Annotated in this window: 20 protein-coding genes; 10 read left to right on the top strand and 10 right to left on the bottom strand. The window is 67.8% G+C overall.

Features of this window, described 5'->3' with window-relative positions; translation table 11 throughout:
- Window positions 1-111: 111 nt before the first annotated feature.
- Together ruvA and ABIC35_RS11325 are read left to right on the top strand one after the other, a co-directional pair.
- Window positions 112-708, top strand: coding sequence for a Holliday junction branch migration protein RuvA (ruvA, locus tag ABIC35_RS11330; RefSeq protein ID WP_121073896.1), 597 nt, complete (start codon window positions 112-114; stop codon window positions 706-708).
- Window positions 709-717: 9 nt separating this feature from the next.
- Window positions 718-1275: a DUF4337 domain-containing protein gene (locus tag ABIC35_RS11325; protein WP_121073899.1), complete on the top strand. Its 558-nt coding sequence runs from the start codon at window positions 718-720 to the stop codon at window positions 1273-1275.
- Window positions 1276-1289: 14 nt separating this feature from the next.
- Here the strand turns inward: ABIC35_RS11325 and ABIC35_RS11320 are convergent, their stop codons facing one another.
- A complete protein-coding gene (locus ABIC35_RS11320; protein WP_121073902.1) occupies window positions 1290-2180 on the bottom strand; it encodes a 2-hydroxyacid dehydrogenase in 891 nt (296 codons plus the stop codon).
- Window positions 2181-2269: 89 nt separating this feature from the next.
- Between ABIC35_RS11320 and ruvB the strand changes: the two genes are divergently transcribed.
- On the top strand, window positions 2270-3292 hold the full coding sequence (gene ruvB, locus ABIC35_RS11315) for a Holliday junction branch migration DNA helicase RuvB (RefSeq protein ID WP_121073905.1): 1023 nt from the start codon (window positions 2270-2272) through the stop codon (window positions 3290-3292).
- Here the strand turns inward: ruvB and thiL are convergent.
- The 4 genes from thiL to hisG are packed head-to-tail and all read right to left on the bottom strand — an operon-like array spanning window position 3289 to window position 6624.
- On the bottom strand, window positions 3289-4188 hold the full coding sequence (gene thiL / locus ABIC35_RS11310) for a thiamine-phosphate kinase (RefSeq protein ID WP_121073908.1): 900 nt from the start codon (window positions 4186-4188) through the stop codon (window positions 3289-3291). The two genes, ruvB and thiL, sit on opposite strands and share 4 nt — an antisense overlap.
- Window positions 4189-4216: 28 nt before the next feature.
- Window positions 4217-4678 carry a transcription antitermination factor NusB gene (gene nusB / locus ABIC35_RS11305; RefSeq protein WP_121073911.1) on the bottom strand — a complete coding sequence of 154 codons (462 nt, stop codon included), beginning with the start codon at window positions 4676-4678 and terminating at the stop codon, window positions 4217-4219.
- Between the two features lie 12 nt (window positions 4679-4690).
- Window positions 4691-5977, bottom strand: a complete 1287-nt coding sequence (hisD, locus tag ABIC35_RS11300; RefSeq protein ID WP_121073914.1) for a histidinol dehydrogenase — start codon at window positions 5975-5977, stop codon at window positions 4691-4693.
- Complete coding sequence (gene hisG, locus ABIC35_RS11295) at window positions 5974-6624, bottom strand: ATP phosphoribosyltransferase (RefSeq protein ID WP_064310984.1); 651 nt, start codon at window positions 6622-6624, stop codon at window positions 5974-5976. Before hisG ends, hisD begins: the two co-directional genes overlap by 4 nt.
- Window positions 6625-6684: 60 nt before the next feature.
- Between hisG and ABIC35_RS11290 the strand changes: the two genes are divergently transcribed.
- Together ABIC35_RS11290 and ABIC35_RS11285 are read left to right on the top strand one after the other, a co-directional pair.
- Complete coding sequence (locus ABIC35_RS11290; protein ID WP_121073917.1) at window positions 6685-7767, top strand: DUF2332 domain-containing protein; 1083 nt, start codon at window positions 6685-6687, stop codon at window positions 7765-7767.
- Between the two features lie 236 nt (window positions 7768-8003).
- On the top strand, window positions 8004-10808 hold the full coding sequence (locus ABIC35_RS11285; RefSeq protein WP_121073920.1) for a TonB-dependent receptor: 2805 nt from the start codon (window positions 8004-8006) through the stop codon (window positions 10806-10808).
- Window positions 10809-10863: 55 nt separating this feature from the next.
- On the opposite strand, the gene ABIC35_RS11280 is transcribed toward ABIC35_RS11285, so the two are convergent.
- Both ABIC35_RS11280 and ABIC35_RS11275 read right to left on the bottom strand, forming a co-directional pair.
- Entirely contained in the window at window positions 10864-11763 is a 900-nt protein-coding gene (locus ABIC35_RS11280) for an alpha/beta fold hydrolase (protein ID WP_121073923.1), read from the bottom strand.
- A 101-nt stretch (window positions 11764-11864) separates the two neighbouring features.
- Window positions 11865-12764 (bottom strand): pirin family protein, encoded by a 900-nt coding sequence (locus ABIC35_RS11275; protein ID WP_121073926.1) that lies wholly within the window; start codon window positions 12762-12764, stop codon window positions 11865-11867.
- Window positions 12765-12956: 192 nt separating this feature from the next.
- Here ABIC35_RS11275 and ABIC35_RS11270 point away from each other — a divergent pair, with 192 nt between their 5' ends.
- The 5 genes from ABIC35_RS11270 (at window position 12957) to ABIC35_RS11250 (ending at window position 17282) form a co-directional block, all read left to right on the top strand.
- On the top strand, window positions 12957-13601 hold the full coding sequence (locus tag ABIC35_RS11270; RefSeq protein WP_121073929.1) for a PepSY-associated TM helix domain-containing protein: 645 nt from the start codon (window positions 12957-12959) through the stop codon (window positions 13599-13601).
- A 10-nt stretch (window positions 13602-13611) separates the two neighbouring features.
- Window positions 13612-14136 (top strand): DUF2271 domain-containing protein, encoded by a 525-nt coding sequence (locus ABIC35_RS11265; RefSeq protein WP_121073932.1) that lies wholly within the window; start codon window positions 13612-13614, stop codon window positions 14134-14136.
- An 18-nt stretch (window positions 14137-14154) separates the two neighbouring features.
- On the top strand, window positions 14155-15042 hold the full coding sequence (locus ABIC35_RS11260) for a DUF4198 domain-containing protein (protein WP_121073935.1): 888 nt from the start codon (window positions 14155-14157) through the stop codon (window positions 15040-15042).
- A 98-nt stretch (window positions 15043-15140) separates the two neighbouring features.
- Complete coding sequence (locus tag ABIC35_RS11255) at window positions 15141-16034, top strand: FAD:protein FMN transferase (protein ID WP_121073938.1); 894 nt, start codon at window positions 15141-15143, stop codon at window positions 16032-16034.
- A 369-nt stretch (window positions 16035-16403) separates the two neighbouring features.
- Window positions 16404-17282, top strand: coding sequence for an SPFH domain-containing protein (locus ABIC35_RS11250; protein WP_183049305.1), 879 nt, complete (start codon window positions 16404-16406; stop codon window positions 17280-17282).
- Between the two features lie 125 nt (window positions 17283-17407).
- On the opposite strand, the gene ABIC35_RS11245 is transcribed toward ABIC35_RS11250, so the two are convergent.
- The 3 genes from ABIC35_RS11245 to ABIC35_RS11235 all read right to left on the bottom strand — a co-directional run bounded on the left by ABIC35_RS11245 (window position 17408) and on the right by ABIC35_RS11235 (window position 22404).
- Window positions 17408-17710, bottom strand: coding sequence for a hypothetical protein (locus ABIC35_RS11245; protein ID WP_354278439.1), 303 nt, complete (start codon window positions 17708-17710; stop codon window positions 17408-17410).
- Between the two features lie 81 nt (window positions 17711-17791).
- Entirely contained in the window at window positions 17792-19222 is a 1431-nt protein-coding gene (locus ABIC35_RS11240; RefSeq protein WP_121073941.1) for an efflux transporter outer membrane subunit, read from the bottom strand.
- A 5-nt stretch (window positions 19223-19227) separates the two neighbouring features.
- Complete coding sequence (locus ABIC35_RS11235) at window positions 19228-22404, bottom strand: efflux RND transporter permease subunit (protein ID WP_121073944.1); 3177 nt, start codon at window positions 22402-22404, stop codon at window positions 19228-19230.
- Window positions 22405-22409 lie beyond the last annotated feature (5 nt).

Raw genomic sequence — 22409 nt, 5'->3', positions numbered from 1 at the left:
ACGCTCGCGCGGAAAATCGCTTCCTCCGCTTCGCTGTTCCGCTTATGTACCCGCCATGCTGCGCTTCCCCGCTTCCATGCCGCCGCGCTCCGCTCGTTCGGAGCCCCGCCTATGATCGCCCATCTTCGCGGCGCACTGGCGTCCAGCGGCGCCGATCATGCGGTGATCGACGTGAACGGCGTCGGCTATCTGGTCGGCGCCTCGGCCAAGACCCTCGACAAGCTGGGTGCGGTGGGCGAGCAGGTCACCATCCATACCGAGATGCTGGTCAGCGAAGATTCGATCCGGCTGATGGGCTTCGCCACTGCCGACGAGCGCGACTGGTTCAAGCTGCTCACCAGCGTGCAGGGGGTGGGGGCCAAGGTGGCTCTGGCGATCCTCTCGATTCTCGCGCCTGAGGAACTGCGTACCGCCGTCGCGCGCGCCGACTCCGCGACGATCGCACGGTCGAACGGGGTGGGGCCGAAGCTCGCCCAGCGCATCGTCAACGAACTGAAGGACAAGGCCGGCGGCCTCGCGCTCGGCGGGGTGGGGGCTACGGCGGCGCCGAGCGGCGGCGCGGCGTCCGATGCGGTGTCGGCGATGCTCAATCTCGGCTTCAAGCCTGCGGAAGCCAGCGCAGCGGTCAACGCCGCCAGCGACGAGCTTGGCCCGGCAGCAACGCTCGACGCGCTGGTCCGCCTCGCGCTGCGCAAGGCGGCGAAGTAGGAGCCGGCCATGGAAATCGAAGTCTCCGCCGAAGCCAAGGACAAGCGCCTCAACCGCCGTGTGGCGATCACCGTGGTGGTGCTGTCGGTCGCAACCGGCCTGTGCAACATCAAGGACGGCAATATTGTCCAGGCGATGCAGCAGGCGCAGTCGGGTTCGGTCGACCTGTGGAACGAGTATCAGGCGACCAAGACCAAGCAGCATCTGGCGGAAACCAGCCGGGCGCAGATCGCGGCGATCGCGAGCGATCCGGCCAAGGTGGCGCCGGTCCTGAAGGGGCTCGACGCCGATATTGCCAAGTACAAGGTCGAGGCGCCCAAGCTTGCCGAGCAGGCCAAGGCACAGGCGGCGCTGTATGACGCGCTCAATGTGCATGACGACCAATTCGATGCCAGCGACGCGGCGATCGCCACGGCGATTTCGGTCGCGGCGGTTTCCGCGCTCGCCGAGAGCAGCTGGTTGCTGGTCGTCGCCTGGGTGTTCGGCGCCTTCGGCCTGTTCATGGGGCTGTGTGGCTTTGCCGGCTGGGGCTTCCATCCCGATGTGCTGAGCACGCTGCTGGGATGAGGGGCAGGGCGCCCCTAGAGCAGCGGCGTGGGCAGCGGCTCGCCGGCGAAATGGGCGTCGAGATTGGCGAGCACCAGCGCCGCCATCGCCGCACGCGTCTCCGCCGTCGCGCTGCCCTGGTGGGGGGCGAGCACGACCTGATCCATCGATCGCAGCGCCTCGGGCACGTGCGGCTCGTCGGCGAACACGTCGAGCCCGGCGCCGGCGATGGTGTGTGCCCAGAGCGCGGTGACCAGCGCGGCCTCGTCGACCAGGCTGCCCCGCGCGACATTGACCAGCACACCTGCGGGGCCGAGCTTGTCCAGCACGGCGGCGTCGACGACGTGTGCCGTCGCCGCGGTGCCGGGCGCCGCCAGAATCAGCACGTCGCTCTCCTCCGCCAGGCTGGCGATGTCGGGCACATAGCGCCAGGGCACCGGTTTCGCGCTGCGGGCGGTGTAGAGAACCTCGCGCGCGAAGGGTGCGGCGCGGGCGGCAATCGCGGCGCCGATCTTGCCCATCCCGAAAATCCCGATCCTTCGGCCACTCGCATGGCGGCCGAGCGGCGCCTTCCAACAGCCGCGGCGCACCAGCGCATCATTGGCGGCGATCCGGCGCTGCACCGCCAGCATCAGCCCGATGGCGAGATCGGCGACGTCGTCGGTCAGCACGTCGGGGGTGGTCGACACCCGCACGCCGCGGGCGCGCAGCGCATCGAGATCGAGCCCGTCATAGCCGACGCCGTTGATCGCGACGATTTCCAGCGCGGGCAGCCGATCGAGCATCGCGGCGCCGAGCTGCAATTGTCCCCCGCCGACGATCGCGCGGGTGGTCGCGGGCGGAGTTCCCTCGTGCAGCGTGAAGCGTCGCGCGAGTTCGGCGCGGAGCGAGTCGGAAATGGCGGTTGCCACGTACAGATCGACCATGTGCGCCTAGATGCGCGCTTCGCCGCGGCTTTGCCAGTCCAGCCAATCGACCGGCGCGCGTGCGGCGGCTACAATGTGATTTTCTTGCCATGACCGACACCGATCGCCTCCTCACCGCCGGCCGCCGCCCCGAAGACGTCGACGCTGCGCTGCGCCCCAAGTCGCTCGACGAGTTCGTCGGGCAGAAGGCCGCGCGCGAGAATCTGCGCGTGTTCATCGATGCCGCCAAGGCGCGCGGCGACGCGCTGGACCATGTGCTGTTCTTCGGCCCGCCGGGTCTCGGCAAGACCACGCTCGCCCAGATCATCGCGCGCGAGATGGGGGTGGGGTTCCGCTCGACCTCGGGGCCGGTGATCGTCAAGTCGGGCGATCTCGCCGCGCTGCTCACCAATCTCGAAGACGGCGACGTGCTGTTCATCGACGAGATCCACCGCCTCAATCCGGCGGTGGAAGAGGTACTCTACCCTGCGATGGAGGACCGCGCGCTCGACCTGATGATCGGCGAGGGGCCCTCGGCGCGGAGCGTGCGGATCGATCTGCCGCGCTTCACGCTGGTGGGGGCCACCACCCGGCAGGGGCTGCTGACGACCCCCTTGCGCGATCGCTTCGGCATTCCGGTGCGGCTGCAATTCTACACGGTGGACGAGCTCGAGCGGGTGGTGACCCGCGCGGCCGGGCTGCTCGGGCTCGACATCGCCGCGGATGGCGCGCGCGAGGTGGCGCGGCGCTCGCGGGGCACACCGCGTATCGCCGGACGCCTGCTGCGCCGGGTGCGCGACTTCGCCAATGTGTTCGGCGAGGCGGTGGTGCATGCCAAGGTGGCCGATGCGGCGCTCAATCGGCTGGAAGTGGACGGGCTGGGGCTCGACGCGATGGACCGGCGCTATCTGATGATGATCGCTGACGTCTATCGCGGCGGCCCGGTGGGGGTGGAGACGCTCGCGGCGGGGCTCAGCGAGCCGCGCGACACCGTCGAGGAAGTGATCGAGCCCTATCTGATCCAGCTCGGCCTGATCGCGCGGACCGCGCGCGGCCGGTGCCTGAACGGACCGGGGTGGAAGCATCTCGGGCTCAACCCGCCGGCGGGATCGCAGGACGGGCTGTTCGACTAGGTCCCGTGTTCGAAGCCCAGCCGGCCAGGCAGCGGGATCGGCGTGCCGGCGTCGTGGAGCGTCAGGCCTTCGCCATCGCTGAACACGCCCAGGCAGGTCGCCGCCACCGGGAGCGGTCCCGGGGGTGCCGCGAACAGCAGCTCGTAATCGTCGCCCGCCGTCGCTGCGGTGAGGCGCGCCTCGCGGTCGCCGCCGCGCACCGCCTGATAGTCCGCCGAAAGCGGCACCGCGGCGAGGTCGATCGTCACCGCGAGCCCGCTGGCCTCGGCCATGCGCGCGGCATCGATCAGCAGCCCGTCGGACACGTCCATCATCGCATGCACGCCGGAGGCGAGCGCCTGTCCCTCTTCCAGTCGCGGCGTCGGGCGACGATAGCGCGCGAGCAGCGTCGCCGGTCCTTCCCCTGACAGCGCCACTTCCAGCCCCGCGCCGCCGTCACCGATCGTCCCGGTCACGTAGAGCAGGTCGCCGGGCTGCGCGCCGCTTCGCGCCGGCGCATGGACCGAGCGCCCGAGTGCCGTCAGCGACAGCGTCCGCGGCACGCCTGCGGGCGCCTTCACCGTATCGCCGCCGATCAGCGGGCAGGCAAAGGTAGCCAGCGCGGCGTCTAGCCCTGCCAGGAACGACGAATCCCAGGCGTCGTCACCCGCAAGAGGATAGCCGAGGAGCACACCCTCCGGCACCGCGCCCTTGGCGGCGAGATCGGACAGGTTCACCGCCACCAGCTTCCAGGCGACATCCTCCGCCGGATCGTCCGGCAGATAATGGACGCCCTCCACCAGCACGTCATGGGTGAGGACGAGGTCGCCGAGCACGGCCGCATCGTCGCGCAGCCCGCGCGCTCCGGCATGGAGCGGCAGGTGGCGCAGATAGGCAAGGAACGCCGCCTCGTTCATCCCGCCCGGCACGGGGCAGGCGCGCGCGTCAACCGCGCGCGTCCTTAGCGATCGCGTCCAGGATGCCGTTCACGAAGCCCTTTTCACGGCGATCGTAAAAGGCGTCGGTGACATCCAGATATTCGCTGATGACGGCCGCGGTCGGCACGTCGGCGCGGGCGAGCAGCTCATAGGTGCCGGCGCGCAGGATCTGGCGCATCGGCTTGTCGAGCCGCTCCAGCGTCCAGCCCGTGCTCAGCTTGGCCGCGATGATGCCGTCGATCTCCTCGCGGCGGGCATCTGCGCCACTGACGATGTCGTCGAAGAACGCGATGTCGGCATCGGCATATTCGACGTCCTCGATGATCGCGCCGAGCCGGTGCTGGTGGAACTCGTGCAGCAGCGCGGGGATCGAGGTGCCCTCCATCTCGCGCTGGTAGAGTGCCTGGACGGCACCGAGGCGCGCGGCGGCGCGGGCCTTGGAACGGGAGCGTGCTTGCGGACTGGCCATATTCTTACTCTATCACTTTAAACGGATCGCGACCGACTTTGCGTGCGCGGGCAGACCTTCGGCTTCTGCGAGCGCGACCGCGGCGGGGCCGATCGCGGCGAGCCCGGACGGATCCAGGCTCAGGAACGAGGTGCGCTTCATGAAATCGAGCACGGAGAGGCCCGATGCGAAGCGCGCGCGCCGCCCGGTGGGCAGCACATGGTTGGGGCCGGCGACATAATCGCCGACGGCTTCCGGCGTGTAGCGGCCGAGGAACACGGAGCCGGCATGGCGGACCATGTCGAACAGCGGCTCGGCGTCGTCGCAGGCGAGCTCGAGATGCTCGGGCGCGAGGCGATCGACCAGCGGCATTGCCGTCGGTAGGTCGGGCACGAGGATGATCGCGCCGTTCGCGTCCCAGCTGGTGCGCGCGGTGGCACCCGTCGCCAGCGTGGCGATCTGCGCGTCGACGGCGGCCGCTACCTTGTCGGCGAAGGCGGCATCGTCGGTGAACAGGATCGACTGGCTGGTGGGGTCGTGCTCGGCCTGGCTGAGCAGGTCGGCGGCGATCCAGTCGGGATCGTTCTTGCCGTCCGCCACCACCACGATCTCGGACGGACCCGCGACCATGTCGATGCCGACCACGCCATAGAGCTGGCGCTTGGCCTCGGCCACCCAGGCATTGCCGGGGCCGGTGACGACGTCGACCGGGGCGATCGTCTCGGTGCCATAGGCGAGCGCTGCCACCGCCTGGGCACCGCCGACGCGGTACAGCTCGTCCACGCCCGCGACATGCGCGGCGGCGAGGACCAGCGGGTTCACTTCGCCATTGGGCGTGGGCGTGACCATCACGAGGCGACGCACCCCCGCGGCCTTGGCCGGAATGGCGTTCATCAGCACCGAGCTGGGATAGGCCGCACGGCCGCCGGGGACGTAGACGCCCGCCGCATCGACCGGCGTCCAGCGCGCGCCGAGGCGGATGCCCTGCGCGTCGGTTTCGTCGCGATCCTCGGGGCGCTGCTTGGAATGGTAGACCGCGATCCGCTCGGCGGCGAGTTCGAGTGCATCGCGCAATTCGGGGGTGAGCCCCTCATAGGCGGCGAGGCAGTCGGCGCGATCGATCGTCCAGCCCGAGCGATCGAGATCATGCTTGTCGAACAGCCGGGTCAGGTCGCGCAGCGCGACATCGCCTTCGTCGCGGACGCGCTTGATGATGTGGGTGACGTTGCGCGCGACATCGTCGTCCGCCTCGCGACGGGCGTTGACCAGCGCAGTGAAGGCCTCGGCGAAGCCAGCGTCGGTGGAGTTCAGGCGGATCATGCCACGGCCTTTCGGAAGCCGTCGACCAGCGGCACGACTTCGCTCGCGCGCGTCTTGAACGCGGCGCGGTTGACGATCAGGCGGCTGGTCACCTCGGCAATCACTTCCACCTCGACCAGGCCGTTCTCCTTCAGAGTGCGGCCCGAGGAGACGAGGTCGACGATGCGCGGGGCGAGGCCCAGCACCGGCGCCAGCTCCATCGCGCCGTTGAGCTTCACGCATTCGGCCTGCACGCCGCGCGCCTCGAAATGGGCGCGGGTGATGTGGGGGTATTTGGTCGCGACGCGGACATGGCTCCAGCCGCGCGGATCGTCCTGCTCGGCGAGCGCCACCGGCTCGGCGACCGAGATCCGGCAATGGCCGATGCCCAGATCCACCGGCGCATAGAGTTCCGAATAGTCGAACTCGGCCAGCACGTCGGAGCCGACAATGCCCAGATGCGCGGCGCCATGCGCGACGAAGGTCGCCACGTCGAAGGCGCGCACCCGGATCAGGTCGATCGCGGGATTGTTGGTCGCGAAACGCAGCGCGCGCGAGTTCTTATCGGAAAAGGCCGCTTCGGGCACGATGCCGACCGCCGCCAGCAAGGGCAGCGCCTCTTCGAGAATCCGGCCTTTCGGCACGGCAAGGATCAACGGCTCGGTCATGGGTGCGGGGGCTTTACTTGGGGGCGGCCATGGGCGCAACACGCGCCAAAGGGGAAGCGCATGGCGTCCGAAGCAGAGAACCGCAAGAGTTTTGCCATCCAGGCCGGCTATTGCGCGGCGATGGATGCGCCGATCACCGCGCGCATCTGTACCGCGCTGGGGCAGGGCATCACCCCGGGCAGCGAGACCGGGCGGCGGGTGCTCGACTGGCCGGGCGAGCCGGTGGCCGATGCGCTGGTGCTGCGGCTGGTCGGCGGGCTGCATGCGCTCCACCGGCGCGGCGTACCCGAGCTGCGCCGCATCTTCACCGGCGAGGAGACTGATCTCGGCCGGATCGGCGCGGCGCTCGATGCGGTGCTCTCGGCCTATGACCTGCCGCTGATGCCCTGGCTCTACGGCCCGCCGCAGACCAACGAGGCGGCGCGCTCGAACGGGCTGATGATGGGCCTGCTGCATCTGGCGGCGCGCTACGGCCCGCGCTTCGAGCTGCTCGAGATCGGATCGAGTGCCGGGCTGAACCTGATGCTGGGGCGCTACCGCTTCGATCTGGGCGGGGTGGTCGTCGGCCCGGCCGAGTCGCCGCTGGTGCTGCAGCCCGAATGGCGGGGCAGACCGCCGCCCGCGGCACCGGTGGAGATCGTCTCCGCCCGCGGCGTCGACATCGCCCCGCTCGACCTGAACGACGATCGCGATGCCGATCGGCTTCAGGCCTATGTCTGGGTCGATGCGGTGGAGCGGCAGGCGCGGCTGGACACCGCGATCGCGATGCTCCGCGCCGACGCGGTGCAACTGGAGCGGGGCGACGCCGCCGACTGGCTCGAAGCCCGCCTTGCCGAGCCGCAGCCGGCGGGCGTCACCCGGGTGCTGATGCATTCGGTCGTCTGGCAATATCTGCGGCCCGAAGCGCAGGCGCGCATCGCCGCGAGGATGGAGGCGGCCGGCGCCGCGGCGACACCCCAACGCCCGCTCGGCTGGGTGATGATGGAGCCCAACCGCGATCTCGCGGCACAGGAGGTGCGGGTGCGCGGCTGGCCCGGCGACACGCCGATGGAGCTGGTCGCGCGGACCCATGCGCATGGCGCCTGGGTGGAAGGGCTCGCCCCGCCGTTCGACTCCACGCCCTATGTGATGCGCGTGGCCTGACGGCCGCGCCCACGGTCTTCCGAATCGCCGCTCCCTGGCTGCGTCGCTGCCGCGGCCGCAACTGCTTGCGGCTGCAAGTCTTTCACCCTTGGCAGCGAAATTTCATCCACGCATCATTGACAGCCTTTTCTTTTTGTCAGACTTAAAAGCCCGAAGCCGCGCGGGTCGCGGTGGTGTCTGTCCGCTGCAGTGATCGGGAAAACCCGAGCCGGCGGACGTCAAAAGGGGAGGACGACATGACTCGCAAACCGATTCTGTTGATGGGCGTGGCCCTGGCGGCGTTGGCCGGCGCCGCACCGGCTTGGGCACAATCGACGACAACCCCCGGCGAAACGCCGCAAACGCCCAGCGCGCAGAGCAATGCGACCGAGGAAGAGATCCTCGTTACCGGCATCCGCGCCAGCCTGGCCTCGGCACGCGAGTTCAAGCGCAACTCGGATTCGATTCTCGACGCGATCGTCGCCGAGGATATCGGTAAGTTGCCGGACAATAACGCTTCCGAGAGCCTCGCGCGCCTGCCGGGCGTGCAGGTCAGCCGCTATGCGGACGAAGCCTCGGGCATCCTGATCCGCGGCCTGCCGGACGTCGGCACCTCGTTCAACGGGCGCGAGATCTTCACCGCCGAGAATCGCACCGTGCAGGTGCATGATTTCCCGGCGGGCGCGCTGGCAGCGCTGGAAGTGTACAAGTCGGCGACCGCCGATCTGATCGAGCCGGGCCTGGCCGGGCTGGTCAACGTCCGCTCGCGCCGCCCGTTCGACTTCAAGGGGCTGGAGATCGCCGGGGCGATCCGCGCCTCGTACAACGACCAGTCGAAGAAGACGAACCCCAACGGCAACCTGCTGATCAGCGATCGCTGGGAGACGCCGATCGGCGAAATGGGCGCGCTGGTGAACGTCGCGTACAACCGCTTCTATTTCAACAACGCGATCCGCTACACCAATGGCGGCGTCGATCCAGTGGCGAACAGCAAGGCGACGCTGCCCGCGGGCGAGGCGGCCGATTTCCGCCTGCCGTACAGCGTCGGCCTCTATTATCCGCGCGGGCTGCGCGAGCGGCCGTCGGTCAACGGCTCGCTCCAGTGGAAGCCGGCGCACAACCTCGAAATCTATGCCGACGGCCTGTGGCAGGCGTTCCGCAACCAGGGCTCGACCGAGAGTTTCGACGTGTCGCTGCTCCGCGCGGCGCCGAAGAAGGCGGACGGCGTCGAGGTGCCGCCGAACCTGTTCAACATCGTTCGCGTGCCCGGCGAGCCCAACAAGCTGGTCAGCGTGAGCAAGACCGGCGGCTATCCGGCGGAGACCTTCCGTTCGACCACGCGCGATTACACCAACACCTATCAGGCCGCCGCGGGCTTCATCTGGACCACCGGCCGCGCGGTTATTTCAGGCGACTTCGCCTATACCTTCTCGGAATATGGCAACAACGAAGCCAGCCTGGACGGGCAGACCGCCGCTGCGCCGCCGGTCAACGTGATCTTCGAGAAGGACAAGTCCTCCTGGTTCGATCTCGGCAATTACGACATGACCAACCCCGCCAATTATGTGTGGCGCGGCTTCTACCAGAAGGAATATTATGTCAGCGGCGCCGGGCTCCAGTGGCGTGGCGACGTCGCGCTCGACACCGAGATTAGCTGGCTGCCCAAGATCAAGTTCGGCCTGCGCGCGACCGACCGCGACGCCAAGCGCCGCCAGGGCAGCCGCTATGCCTATACACCGACGCTGAACATCCCGCTTGCCAGCCTGCCGACCGGCAATCTGGAGCAGGTGCAGGACGGCTTCCGCGGCAGCGGCCCGCCGTTCCGCAACTGGCTGATGCCCTCCTATGACGCGATCCAGAGCAATGCCGAGGCGCTGCGCCAGCTCTCCTACGCCTCGTTGCAGAAGATCGTCGCCGCCAACCCCAACGACCAGGGCTACAAGGACGCGCTGCAGCAGTTCAGCACCCAGTCGATCCCGATGGACCCCTATGGCGGATTCTACGCCAAGGAATCGAGCTATGCCGCCTATGCCTCGGCCGGCTATGCCTTCGACGTGGGCATTCCGATCGACGGCAGCGTCGGCGTGCGCATCGTCAACACCGATGGCCGCTATGTCGGCACCTCGAAGGTGACGGCGGTGGACGGCACCGTCTCGGCGGTGACCGACACCAACCGGCAGAACTATGTCGACGTGCTGCCGAGCTTCGGGCTGCGCGCCAAGCTGGCGCAGGGGCTGCAGGCGCGGCTGGGCTTCACCATCACGCGCACCCGGCCCGGCTTCGGCCAGCTCAATCCGGCGTTCAGCCTCAATCGCAACACCGACACCAATTCGGGCGGCAACAACGCGCGCTATGCTTTCTTCGGCTCTGGCGGCAATCCGGACCTGAAGCCGCTGACCTCAAAGAATTACGATGCCACGATCGAATATTATTTCGGGCGCAACGGGGCGGTGAGCGGCGCGGTGTTCTACCGCGATCTCAAGGGCTTCATCAGCAACTACACGCGGGATGTGAATGACCCGGTCTATGGCCTGATTCAGGTCAGCCGTCCGGAGAATGCCGGCACCGGCAAGATCAAGGGCTTCGAGCTTTCGGCGCAAAGCTTCTTCGACTTCCTGCCCGGTTGGCTCAGCGGGTTCGGCGCGCAGGCGAACCTCACCTATGTCGACGCCAAGAACCAGCTGCCGGCGACGCTGGGCAGCGCGCAGCCAATGGTGTCGCTCACCGGCCTGTCGAAATGGTCGTACAACCTCAGCGGCTTCTACGAGCGCGACAAGATCTCGCTGCGCATGTCGTACAATTATCGCAGCTCGTATATCGACTTCTACAGCCGCAACTCGAACGACCAGCAATATACCGGCCAGAGCGTCCGGCCGATCTCGCGGCTGGATTTCTCGGCCTCCTATACGCCGATCGAGAACATCACGCTAACGGCCGAGGTAAACAACATCCTCGCGCAGCCGTTCAGCAACTATCGCTACTTCAACGAGACGCAGTACTACCCGATCGATACGCGCTACGAAGGACGCTACTACAGCGCCGGCGTGCGTTTCCGCTTCTGAAACACGGGCTTCCGGTTCCTTCCCCCCTGCGCCCGGCTCTGCCGGGCGTTTTTTTTTAGATCGGGCGGGCGGCGAGCCATTCAAGCATTGCGCCGGTCACCTCCTCCGGCTTCTCCCAAGGCGCGAAATGGCCGCCGTCGCGGATCTGGACGATGCGATAGTCGGGGATCAGCGTCTCCAGCCCGTCGAGCAGGCAGGGCAGCAGCCCACGATCGCGCATGCCCCAGATCACCAGCGTCGGCTGCGGCTGCAGCGGGAAGGGGCCGTCGATCCAGCTCGGCCGCGGCGGATCCTCGCCCATCGCCGGCACCACGATCTGGGTCGCGCGATACCAGTTGAGCATCGCGGTAAGCGCGCCGGGCTGGCTCCATTGCTCGAGATAGATCGCCTGTTCCTCGGGCGGCACCGTCACCTGGAGATGCTCGCCGAACAGCGAGAGCAGGAACTGCTCGAGCCCGGTCTTGTCCGGTGCGCGGTCGAGCTCGGTCTCGCGGAAGAATCGGATATACTGGCTGGCGCGGCGCTGGCCGGGATCGTCGAACAGCTTGCGCTGGAAGACCTGCGGGTGCGGCGCGTTGATGATGACCAATCGCACGACCCGCTTGGGCTCGCGCAGCGCCGCCATCCACGCAATGGCGCCGCCCCAGTCATGCCCGACCAGCGTGAAGCGTTCGACGCCCAGCGCATCGGCGAGCGCGAACACGTCGGCGGCGATCTTGTCGGCGCTATAGGCCTCGACACCCTCGGGCTTGGACGAGTTGGCATAGCCGCGCTGATCGGGTGCGATGACGAAATGATGTTCGGCCAGCGCAGGAATCTGGTGCCGCCAGGTACGGTGTGATTCGGGGAAACCATGCAGCAGGATCACGGGCGGGTTGGCGGGGTCCCCCGCCAGCGCGACATTGAGCGTAACGCCCGTCGCCAGCGGCAGGCTCGTCTGTCGAATTGCAGTCACACGGCTCTCCCTGTTCCCGAACGGCACCGCCTCCGTGCCGTCCAGTCTCTGCCCGACACCCTAGATGCGCCGGTTGGGCGAAAGCCGCAAGTAAAGGAAAACTAGGGGTAACTTACCGTCTTAGGAACCTCGGGGATGGGGATGAATTCCTTGTCGTCATTGGGCACCTTGGGGAAGGCGCCGGCCTTCCAGTCTTCCTTGGCCTGGTTGATTCGATCGCGGTTCGAGCTGACGAAATTCCACCAGACGTGTCGCGGCGTCTTGAACGCCTCGCCGCCGCAGAACATCACCCGCGCACCGCGTTCGGAACGCAGCGTCGCGCGAATGCCGGGGCGCAGCAGATACAGCGTCATCGGCAGCAGCGGCATGCCGTCGAGGCTGGCGTCGCCCATCGCGACATAAAGCGCGCGCTCGTCCGCTACCGCATCGATCGGGATGCTGGCACCGCCATCGAGGACGATGTCGCCATAGATGGTCTGGGCATAGGTGGTGGTCGGCGCCGAAGCACCCCACAGCTCGCCCATGATCACCCGGGCGCGGGCGCCGTGCGCCTCGACGATCGGCAGCTCGGCCGCGGCGACATGCTCGAAGGCGGGGTCCATTTCCTCCACCGCGTCCGGCAGCGCGAGCCAGGTCTGGATGCCGGAGAGCTCCGGCCCCTTCTCCCGCTCGGCGGAGGGCGAGCGTTCCGAATGGACGATGCCGTGGCCGGCGGTCATCAGGTTCACCGCACCGGGCTCGATCGTGGCGTGGGTGCCGAGCGAGTCGCGATGGTCAAGCGCGCCGGCGAACAGATAGGTGACGGTGGCGAGGTTGATGTGCGGGTGCGGGCGCACGTCGATCCCGGTGCCGACGTCGAGGATAGCCGGGCCCATCTGGTCGAAGAAGATGAACGGTCCCACCATGGTGCGCGGCCGCGAGGGGAGGGTGCGATGCACCTTGAAGCCGCCCAGGTCGTGCGTGGTCGGCTCGATCGTCTGGATCACCAGGTCGTCGCGCATCGTTCGTCTCCGTGTTTGCTGATGCCGGGATAGCCGCTCGCGGCGGCGAGGCCCAGCCCAACCAGCGGATAGGATCGAGAACACAGCGTTTCCGATGGGGCCGGTACAGCTTGTTACAACTCGATCGTTGTAAATGCGAATCGTTCGCGTTATCGCATCGATCCGACCCTAGCCGAGATACCCGACCGCCCGATGCACGCCCCGTCTCCTTCCGTCGCGCCCCGCAAGCGCAGCCGCAAGAGCTTCTGGCTCAAGCAGCTCCACACCTGGCACTGGATGAGCTCGGCGATCAGCCTGATCGGGCTGCTGCTGTTCGCGATCACCGGCTTCACGCTCAACCATGCCGCGGACATCGAAGGCGCGCCGCAGACGGTGGACCGCGCCGCACAGCTGCCGGCGGCGCTGCTCCCGCTGGTAAGGCCTGACGACAAGCCCGATGCCAAGCGGCCGCTGCCCCCGCCGGTGGCGGGCTGGCTGCGCGCCAATCTGAAGATGCCGGCCGAGGGCGTCGCCGAATGGTCGGCCGACGAGATCTACCTCGCCCAGCCACGCCCGGGCGGCGACGGCTGGATCGCCATCGAGCGCGAGACCGGCAAGGTGACGAGCGAGATCAGTTCGCGCGGCTGGATCGCCTATCTCAACGATCTCCATAAGGGCCGCAACGCCGGCACCGCGTGGAAATGGTTCATCGACGTCTTCGCCTTTGCCTGCCTGGTTTTCACGCTGACCGGGCTGGTGCTGCTGTGGATGCACTCCAGGCATCGCAAGAGCACCTGGCCGCTCGTCGCCGCCGGCCTCGCCATTCCTGCGCTGATCGCGCTGTTCCTGATTCACTAAAGGGGGTTTCATGCAGTTTCGCCTGACCGGACTCGCCACCGCCGCGCTTGGCGCCGGCGCACTGCTGCCGAACGCGGCGGCGGCGCAGACGATGGATTTGTCGATCGAGCTGCCGCGCATCCGCGTTGCCGAATATCACAAGCCCTATGTGGCGGTGTGGCTGGAGAAGGAGGGGCAGCCGGCCCGCACCCTCTCCGTCTGGTACGATGTCGACAAGCGCGGCGGGGAGGGCACCAAGTGGCTGCACGACGTGCGGCAATGGTGGCGTGCCTCGGGCCGCACGATGAGCTTCCCTGCCGACGGCATCAGCGGCGCCACCCGCGCGCCGGGCGTGCAGAAGCAGCGCCTCGTCGCCGGCAAGGGCGGCGTGCCCGCGCTGACGCCGGGCCAGTACACGCTGGTTGTGGAAGCCGCGCGCGAAGTCGGCGGCCGCGAGGTCGTGCGCCTGCCCTTCGCCTGGAACGGCAGCAGCGCCACCGCCGCTGCCAAGGGCGCCAGCGAGCTCGGCGCCGTTTCGTTCACGCTCAAGCGCTAATCCGGGGGGATCGATATCATGAAGTTCCGCAAGCCGCTTTTCGCTCTCGCCGCCGTCACCGCGCTCGCCGCGCCGGCCGCGGTCGCCCACCGCATGTGGTTGTTGCCGTCGTCGACGGTCGTCTCGGGTGCCGACAACTGGGTGACCGTCGATGCCGCGGTGTCGAACGACCTCTTCTATTTCGACCATCGCCCGATGGGTGCGATCCCGACCATCACCCAGCCCGACGGCACCGAGGGCAAGGCCGAGCATCACAATGTCGGCCAGTTCCGCGCGACCTTCGACGTGCACCTCACCCAGCAGGGCACCTACCGGATCGCGGTGGTGAACCAGGGCGTGTTCGGCCGCTACACGCTGAACGGCGAGACCAAGATGCTGCCGCGCGGCACCACCAAGGCGCAACTCGCCACCGCGATCCCGGCGGGCGCCACCGACGTGCAGACCAGCGAGATGGTCGCTCGCAACGAGATCTTCGTCACCCAGGGCGCACCCACCAACACCGTGTTCAAGCCGACCGGCGCGGGCATCGAGCTGGTGCCGGTAACGCACCCCAACGACCTCGTCGCCAATGAACCCGCGACGTTCCAGTTCCTGCTCGACGGCAAGCCCGCCTCTGGCCTGTACGTCACCACCATCCTGGGTGGTGGCCGCTACCGCGCGGCGCCCAAGCAGATGGAGCAGCGCACCGATGCTGCGGGCAAGGTGACGATCAAGTGGCCGGAAGCAGGCATGTACTGGATCAACGTGACGCCCAACGCGCCTCGCCCCGAGGGTGAAGGTGAGGGGCCGCGTCCCCAGGCACAGGCGGGGGCGCCGCGTCCCGAGGGTGGACCGCAGGGCATGCGGGGCGTTCCCTCCGGCCGCCGGGTCAGCTACACGACCACGCTGGAGGTACTGGCACCCTGATCGCCGACGCACGTATTGCAGTTCCCGAAAGCCTGTCGCCGGCGGCGTTCCACCGGCGGCGATCGGCTGCGCCCGTCGCCACCTTTGGCGGTGCGACGATGGGCACCACCTGGCGGCTGGTCGTCGTCGATCCGCCCGAGGACATCCGCGACACCGTCGAGGCGGTGCTGATGCGGATGATCGCCGAGTTCAGCCATTGGGAGCCGGGCTCGCGCGTCGGCCGGTTCAACCGCGGCATGCTCGGCTATTGGCAGCCCTTGTCGCCCGAGGCGGCGCGCGTGCTCGAGGCAGCGTTGTTGGTCCACGCGGCGAGCGGCGGTGCATTCGATCCGGCTTCGGGCGTCCTCGCCGACCTTTGGGGCTTCGGCCCCGCCGGCGCGCGCGACGACGTGCCCAGCGCCTATGCGATCGGCGAAGCGAAGAACATGTCCGGCGCCCGCCACCTCGAGTTCGACCGCGAGCAATGCCGCATTCGCCGGCGCGAGGCGGTGCAGATCGACCTTTCCGGCATCGCCAAGGGCTTTGCAGTGGATGCCGTGGCCGAGCGACTGGTCGCGTTGGGCATCGAGGATTTCCTGATCGAGATCGGCGGCGAATTGCGCGGCGAGGGAATCAAGCCCGACGGCCAGCCCTGGTGGGTCGAGCTGGAACCGGTGCCGGACAGCACGCTCGCCCCGGTACGCGTGGCACTGCACGGCCTGTCGGTAGCGACCTCGGGCGATTATCGCCGCTTCTTCGAGCAGGGCGGGCGCCGCTATGCGCACAGCATCGATCCGCGCACCGGATGGCCGATCGACAACCAGGTCGTCTCGATTTCGGTGCTGCACCGCGAGGCGATGCTGGCGGATGCCTGGGCCACTGCCCTGACCGTGATGGGGCTCGCAGGCATGGCGCTCGCCGAGCAGCAGGGGCTGGCGGCGCATATGGTGACACGCGAAGGCGAGGCGTTCTCCGAGCGGATCTCGGCCAGGCTGCAGGCGATGCTGGGCTGAGCCCAGCGCCTCGAAAAATCGGAAATACACCTTCCGGATTCGCTTGCGCACCGCAACAAAAGGCGTAGATTCGTCTTCACATTCGGTGCTGCACAAGGAGCAGGGATTAGCGACGTTTTGGCTTGAGCTGTAGGATTGTGGGATTGCCGGTCTTGTCGGCATCTGTTCCGCGATTTGGCTGTTGCTGTGTCGTCCTGCCTGCGCAACCGAAGCCTTTCGGCCGCGCATCCCGCCCGACCTCCACCTGACCATCGACCAACGGTCCGATCAGTTCGGCCGCGCGTATCCACGCGTGGGCGACATTGGGGTCGCCCCCGCCCGAACGTGGCGCGGGAGGACGCTTCTCCTCCATCTTCATGGACTCGAGAAATGGCATATCAACCGGGGAATTTCGGTGGTGGCTTTGGCTGGTTCCGGCTGCTGGGGCGCAGCTGGGTTTGGATCACGATCGCAGTGGCGGCTGCCATCTTCGGCCTGAGCAGCTTCGCGCGGGTCGAGCCGGGGCAGGTGGGTATCCGCGTCAACAACATCGCGGGCGGCGTCCGGCCGGAGTCGTTGCCGGTCGGCTGGTACGTGGCGCTGCCGGGCACGCATATCTACCAATATCCGGTGTTCACCCGTACCTATACCTGGACGGCGTCGCATACCGAGCAGAGCACGATCGACGAGGCCTTCAGCTTCCAGGACAAGAACGGCCTGTCGCTGCGGGCGGATGTGGGTGTTTCCTACCATGTCGATCCGGCGCACGCGTCGATCCTGTTCCAGCGCTACCGCACCGACATGGACGACATCATCGCGGGGCCGCTGCGCAACGCGATCCGGAACGCCATCGTCGAGCGCGCGGCGCAGCTAGGCGTCGAGGAGATCTATGGCACCCACAAGGCCGAGCTGATCGCGACGGCCACCAAGCGGGTGCAGGCCTTCTTCGCCCCGGTGGGGCTGCAGGTCGAGCAGATCTACTGGGCGGGCAACATCGTCGTACCCGAGGCGGTGCTCAACCAGATCAACGCCAAGATCGCCAACGAACAGCAGGCGCTGGCGGCGAAGGCGAATGTGGAGACTGCCAAGGCCGATGCCGAGGCGCGCATCGCCAAGGCCGCGGGCGACGCCAAGGCGATCCAGGTCGAGGCCGAGGCGATCCGCACCAACCCGGAGATCGTCACCCTCCGCGCGGTGGAAAAATGGAACGGCCAGCTGCCCACCTATATGGGCGGCGCGGGACCGATGCCCTTCCTGGGCGTAAAGTAAGTCGAAGCGCTTCGGCGCGATGCCGGCGCTCCGCCACTAGCTGGTGGCCGGGGCGCCGGTCGCTATATGGTACCGTCTGGCTCGCGCGCCGACAGACGCACGATTGGGCGGCACGGATCGGCGGCTCAGCTCACCCGGCGGAGGTGCTTGCCGCCATAGCGCTGGCCCAGATAGTCGGCGAGGCGCTGGATATAGTTACGCGCATTCGCCGCCTTGTCCGGGCAGCAGGGCAGGGGGTTCTTGCTCACGCCGGCGGCGCGGCGCTCGACCTTCTGGCAGAGCAGCTCGAGGTCCTGGCGCGACAGCAGGTTCTTTTCCCGCATCACGCACAACAGGCCCTCGAGGATGATCATGCTTTCATCGGCGGCCTGCACCGGCAGCTGCGGCAGAGCCTCGTCCTGGTTCGGGTGCACTTCGTTCAGCGACACGACACCTCTCCTTCTCTCTAGGATCCAGAGAGTATGCCGATTTTCGCAGGTGGCAAGCGCCTTAGTCGAGCCCGCCGCCCCTTAGTCGAGCCCGCCGCCCAGGGTCCTGTACAGGGTCACCAGATTGCTCGCGCGGGTGAGGCGCGTGGTGACCAGGCTCTGCTCGGCGGCATAGGCGCTGCGCTGCGAGTCGAGCACGGTAAGGAACGAGTCGACCCCCGCCCGGTAGCGTGCGTCGGACAGCCGCGCCGCGACTTCCGCCGCATTGGCGCGTGCGCTCTGCGCGCGCAGCTGCTCGTCGATCGTGCCGCGCTGCGCGAGCGCATCGGCGACTTCGCGGAAGGCAGTCTGGATCGTCTTCTGGTAGGTCGCCACCGCCGCGTCGCGCGAGGCCTTGGAATAGTCGAGGTTCGCCTGGTTCTTGCCGAAGTTGAAGATGTTGAGCGACGCGGTGGGCGAGACGACATAGGTGTCGGTGTTCGACCCGAACAGCTTGCCGATCGTCGAGGCTATCGAGCCCACCGTGGCGGTGAGCGAGATGCTCGGGAAGAAGGCGGCGCGGGCCGCACCGATATTGGCGTTCTGCGCGATCAGCTGGTGCTCGGCCTGGAGCACGTCCGGGCGGCGCAGCAGCACTTCCGACGGCACGTTGCCCGGCAGCGCGTCGATCGTCGCCTTGGCGTCGCCCAGCGACTCCGGCAGCAGCTCGGGCGCAACGGTGGCGCCGGTGAGCAGCTGGAGCGCGTTGACGTCCTGCGCGATCCGGGTCTGCGCGGTCGCGACGTCATTGCGGGCGGATTCGTAGCTCGTCTCGGCCTGGCGCGATTCGAGCTCCGAGGCGGTGCCGATGCGGAACTGGGCGCGGGTCAGGTCTAGCGACTGCTGGAACGCCTTGAGCGTGTTCTGCGCGATGGCGAGCTGCTCGCGGTCCGAGGCAAGCGTGAGCCACGCGCTGGCGATCTCGCCGATCAGCGAGACGCGGGTGGCGCGCTGCGCCTCGCTGCTGGCGAAATACTGCTCCTGCGCGGCGCGGCTGAGGTTCCGCACCCGGCCGAACAGATCGAGCTCGAACGAGGTGACGCCGCCGGTCACGCTGAAGTTCTGGACGTCCTGCACGCCCGCACCGCCCAGCGCCCCGCCGGCGCTCGCCGCGAACTGTGCGGTGTTGGTGTAGGTGCCGGTACCGCTGACACCGATCGCGGGGAACAGGTCCGCCCGCTGCGCGCGGTACTGCGCCCGTGCCTGCAGCACGTTGGCGGCGGCGAGGCGCAGGTCCTGGTTATTGTCCAGGCCCAACTGGATCACCTTGCGCAGGCGATCGTCGACGAAGAAGTCGCGCCAGCCGACCTTGCTGATGTCCGGCGCATCGGTGGCGGCGGCCGGGTAGACGCCGCCCTGGGGCAACGCCGCCGGTACCGCCGGCTCGGGCCGGCTGTACTTGGGCGCGAGATTACAGGCCGAGAGCGCAGTGCTCGCGGCCAGCGCGAGGAGCAGGGGGAAGCGATTGGTCACGGCCGTCAGGCTCCCTGGGGCGCCGAAGCGCCGCCGTCATGGGTGGTTGCGGGGGGCGTCTCGCCCTTGTTGCGGCGGCGATCGAACAGACCGCGCACCACCACGAAGAACATCGGCACGAAGAAGATCGCCAGCACCGTCGCGGAGAGCATGCCGCCCACCACCGCACGGCCGATCGCATTCTGGCCGCCGGCGCCCGCGCCGGTGGAGATCGCCAGCGGCAGCACGCCGAAGATGAAGGCGAGGCTGGTCATCAGGATCGGTCGCAAACGGAGCTTGGCGGATTCGATCGCCGCGTCGAAGGCGCTCATGCCCTCGCGCATCCGCTCCTCGGCGAACTCCACGATCAGGATCGCGTTCTTCGCCGACACGCCGATCGTGGTGATCAGGCCGACCTGCAGGTAGATGTCGTTGTTGAGCCCGGTGAGCCACGCCGCGAGCAGCGCGCCGAGCACGCCGAGCGGCACCACCAGGATCACCGAGATCGGCACCGACCAGCTCTCGTACAGCGCGGCGAGGCAGAGGAACACGATCAGCAGCGACAGCGCATAGAGTGCCGGTGCCTGGCCGCCCGACAGGCGTTCCTCATAGGAGAGGCCCGTCCATTCGAGCTGGGTGCCCGGAGGCAGCTTGGCGTGGATCGCCTCCATCGCGGCCATCGCGTCGCCGGTCGAGGTGCCGGGGGCGGGCGAGCCGAGGATTTCCATCGAAGGCAGGCCGTTATAGCGGGTGAGCTGCACCGGCGCCTGCGCCCAGCTGAGCGTCGAGAAGGCGGTGAACGGCGTCATCGTGCCGGTGGGGCCGCGGACGAACAGGTTGGCGATATCCTCCGGCGTCAGACGGTACGGAGCATCGGCCTGAACATAGACGCGCTTCACGCGGCCGCGATCGATGAAGTCGTTGACGTACGCGCCGCCCCAGGCGGTGGCGATGGTGCTGTTGACCGAGGACAGGTCGAGCCCGAGCGCCTTGGCCTTGTCCTGGTCGATATCGACCTTGAGCTGCGGCGCGTCGTCGAGCGCGTTGGGGCGCACGCCGACCAGGCGCTTGTCCTGCATCGCCATGCCGAGCATCATGTTGCGCGCCTGGAGCAGGCGTTCATGGCCGATGCCGCCGGTATCGACGAGCTGGAGGTCGAAGCCGGTCGCGTTGCCGAGCTCCTGCACCGCCGGCGGGGTGATCGCGAAGATCAGGCCGTCGCGATATTGCGAGAACACGCCCATCGCGCGGCCGACGATCGAGCCCGCGGCATTCTTGCGGCCGGGACGTTCGGACCAGTCGTTGAGCGGCATGAAGGCGAGGCCGCTATTCTGGCCGGCACCGGCAAAGCTGAAGCCGTTGATCGTGAACACGCCCTTCACATTGCCCGCTTCCTCCTTGAGGAAATGGTCGCGGATCAGGTCGAGCCCCTTGTCGGTACGCGCCGAGGTGGCGCCCGCCGGCCCCTGGACAAGCGCGATCACGATGCCCTGGTCTTCTTCCGGAAGGAAGCCGCCGGGCAGGCGCAGGAACAGGAAGCTCATGCCGCCGATGATCAGCAGATAGATGAGGCCCGAGCGCTTCCAGCTGCGCGCGGTGCTCCGCACGCCCTTCTCATACTTGGCCTGGCCGCGATCGAACTTGTCGTTGAACCAGCGGAAGAAGCGCGCGAGCAGGCCGTTGCCCTGGGTCTTGCTCGGGTCATGCGGCTTGAGGATGGTGGCGCACAGCGCAGGCGTGAGCACCAGCGCCACGAACACCGAGAGGGCCATCGCCGAGACGATGGTGATCGAGAACTGGCGATAGATCACGCCGGTGGAGCCGCCGAAGAACGCCATCGGCAGGAACACCGCCGAGAGGACGAGGGCGATGCCGACCAGCGCGCTGGTGATCTCTTCCATCGACTTGCGCGCGGCGTCGATCGGGCTGAGATGCTCGGTGGTGATCAGGCGCTCGACATTCTCGACGACGACGATCGCGTCGTCGACGAGCAGACCGATCGCCAGCACCATGCCGAACAGGGTGAGCGTGTTGATCGAATAGCCGGCGATCGCCATCACCGCGAAGGTGCCGAGCAGCACCACCGGCACCGCGATCGTCGGGATCAGCGTGGCGCGGAAGTTCTGCAGGAACAGGAACATCACCAGGAAGACGAGCACCACCGCTTCGATCAGCGTGTGCACCACCTGCTCGACCGACAGGCGGACGAACGGCGTGGTGTCGTACGGGTAGATGACCTTGATGTCGGCCGGGAAGGTCTTGGCGATCTCGTTGACGCGCGCCTTGACCAGATCGACCGTGGTCAGCGCGTTGGCGCCGGGGGCGAGCTTGATGCCGATGCCGGCGCCGGGCTTGCCGTTCCACTTCGAATCGAAGCCATAGCTTTCCGCGCCGATCTCGACACGCGCGACGTCGCCGAGGCGCACCACCGAGGCATCGGTGCCGCTCTTCAGGCGGATCTGCGCGAACTCGTCGGGGGTGGTCAGCCGCGACTGGACCGACACCGTGGCGTTGAGCATCTGCTCCTTCGGCGCGGGGCGCGCGCCGAGCTGGCCGGCCGAGACCTGCGCGTTCTGCGCGCGGATCGCGGTGGTCACGTCGTCCATGGTGAGCGCATATTTGTTGAGCTTCACCGGATCGACCCAGATGCGCATCGCGTACTGCGAGCCGAATACCTGGGTGTCGCCGACGCCGTTCACGCGCGACAGCGGATCCTGCAGCTTGGAGACGGCATAGTCGGCGAGATCGGTGCCGCTATGGGTGCCGTTTTCCGAATAGAGGCCGATCACCACCAGGAAATTCTGGGTGGCCTTGGCGACCTGGATGCCCTGCTGCTGCACTTCCTGCGGCAGGAGCGGCGTGGCCGCCTGCAGCTTGTTCTGCACCTGCACCTGCGCGATGTCAGGATTGGTGCCCTGCTCGAAGGTCAGCGTGATCGTCACGGTGCCGGCCGACGAAGACGAGGACGAGAAGTAGCGAAGGTGGTCGATGCCCTTCAGCTGCTGCTCGATGATCTGCGTCGTCGTGTTTTCCAGCGTGCGCGCGTCGGCACCCGGATAGGTCGCGGTGATCGAGACCGCAGGCGGCGCGATCGCCGGGAACTGCGCGATCGGCAGGCTGCGGATCGCGAGGATGCCCGCCAGCATGATGATGATCGCGATGACCCAGGCGAAGATGGGCCGATCGATGAAATAGCGCGACATAAGGG

It is taken from the genome of Sphingomonas trueperi, assembly GCF_040545965.1.
Taxonomy (GTDB): domain Bacteria; phylum Pseudomonadota; class Alphaproteobacteria; order Sphingomonadales; family Sphingomonadaceae; genus Sphingomonas; species Sphingomonas trueperi_C.
Note: the sequence above shows the minus strand (reverse complement) of the source record. Positions and strands in the feature narration are given on the sequence as shown.

Bases quoted from the DNA above. Each gene is read 5' to 3' on its own strand.
- ruvA (WP_121073896.1), top strand. From the start codon at position 112: ATGATCGCCCATCTTCGCGGCGCACTGGCGTCCAGCGGCGCCGATCAT.
- ABIC35_RS11325 (WP_121073899.1), top strand. From the start codon at position 718: ATGGAAATCGAAGTCTCCGCCGAAGCCAAGGACAAGCGCCTCAACCGC.
- ABIC35_RS11320 (WP_121073902.1), bottom strand. From the start codon at position 2,180: ATGGTCGATCTGTACGTGGCAACCGCCATTTCCGACTCGCTCCGCGCC.
- ruvB (WP_121073905.1), top strand. From the start codon at position 2,270: ATGACCGACACCGATCGCCTCCTCACCGCCGGCCGCCGCCCCGAAGAC.
- thiL (WP_121073908.1), bottom strand. From the start codon at position 4,188: ATGAACGAGGCGGCGTTCCTTGCCTATCTGCGCCACCTGCCGCTCCAT.
- nusB (WP_121073911.1), bottom strand. From the start codon at position 4,678: ATGGCCAGTCCGCAAGCACGCTCCCGTTCCAAGGCCCGCGCCGCCGCG.
- hisD (WP_121073914.1), bottom strand. From the start codon at position 5,977: ATGATCCGCCTGAACTCCACCGACGCTGGCTTCGCCGAGGCCTTCACT.
- hisG (WP_064310984.1), bottom strand. From the start codon at position 6,624: ATGACCGAGCCGTTGATCCTTGCCGTGCCGAAAGGCCGGATTCTCGAA.
- ABIC35_RS11290 (WP_121073917.1), top strand. From the start codon at position 6,685: ATGGCGTCCGAAGCAGAGAACCGCAAGAGTTTTGCCATCCAGGCCGGC.
- ABIC35_RS11285 (WP_121073920.1), top strand. From the start codon at position 8,004: ATGACTCGCAAACCGATTCTGTTGATGGGCGTGGCCCTGGCGGCGTTG.
- ABIC35_RS11275 (WP_121073926.1), bottom strand. From the start codon at position 12,764: ATGCGCGACGACCTGGTGATCCAGACGATCGAGCCGACCACGCACGAC.
- ABIC35_RS11270 (WP_121073929.1), top strand. From the start codon at position 12,957: ATGCACGCCCCGTCTCCTTCCGTCGCGCCCCGCAAGCGCAGCCGCAAG.
- ABIC35_RS11265 (WP_121073932.1), top strand. From the start codon at position 13,612: ATGCAGTTTCGCCTGACCGGACTCGCCACCGCCGCGCTTGGCGCCGGC.
- ABIC35_RS11260 (WP_121073935.1), top strand. From the start codon at position 14,155: ATGAAGTTCCGCAAGCCGCTTTTCGCTCTCGCCGCCGTCACCGCGCTC.
- ABIC35_RS11255 (WP_121073938.1), top strand. From the start codon at position 15,141: ATGGGCACCACCTGGCGGCTGGTCGTCGTCGATCCGCCCGAGGACATC.
- ABIC35_RS11250 (WP_183049305.1), top strand. From the start codon at position 16,404: ATGGCATATCAACCGGGGAATTTCGGTGGTGGCTTTGGCTGGTTCCGG.
- ABIC35_RS11235 (WP_121073944.1), bottom strand. From the start codon at position 22,404: ATGTCGCGCTATTTCATCGATCGGCCCATCTTCGCCTGGGTCATCGCG.